This window comes from Tessaracoccus sp. OH4464_COT-324 (assembly GCF_003932855.1).
Classification (GTDB): Bacteria; Actinomycetota; Actinomycetes; order Propionibacteriales; family Propionibacteriaceae; genus Arachnia.
This window is the reverse complement of sequence record NZ_RQYZ01000171.1, coordinates 1-320: the sequence shown is the minus strand read 5'-3', so window position 1 is coordinate 320 and position 320 is coordinate 1. Positions and strand designations below refer to the sequence as shown.

Here is a 320-nt window from a genome sequence, read left to right as displayed (position 1 = left end):
GTGTGGCTGGATGTGAACGAGGACGGTAAGCAGGACGACACTGATCGCCCGATTGCCGGTGTGACGCTCACGTTGACTGGTCCGGATGGTCAGCCGGTGACTGACGTTTATGGACAGCCGGTTGCTCCGACGCAGACTGATGATCAGGGGCACTACTCCTTCGATCATCTGCCGGTGTTGGCTGCTGGGCAGAAGTACAAGGTGACGGTGACTGCTCCGGAGGGTCATGTTCCGACGAAGCCGGGTGTTGGTGCCAGGGATAAGGATTCTTCGACTGGGTTTGCCGAGTCTGAGGGCCTGACCCAAAACGGTGACCGCGA

1 protein-coding gene is annotated in these 320 nt (G+C 59.4%); it reads left to right on the top strand.

All coding sequences use genetic code 11. The features are described 5' to 3' along the window. A partial coding sequence (locus EII42_RS12640; RefSeq protein WP_199729914.1) for an SdrD B-like domain-containing protein occupies positions 1-320 on the top strand: 320 nt, incomplete at both ends.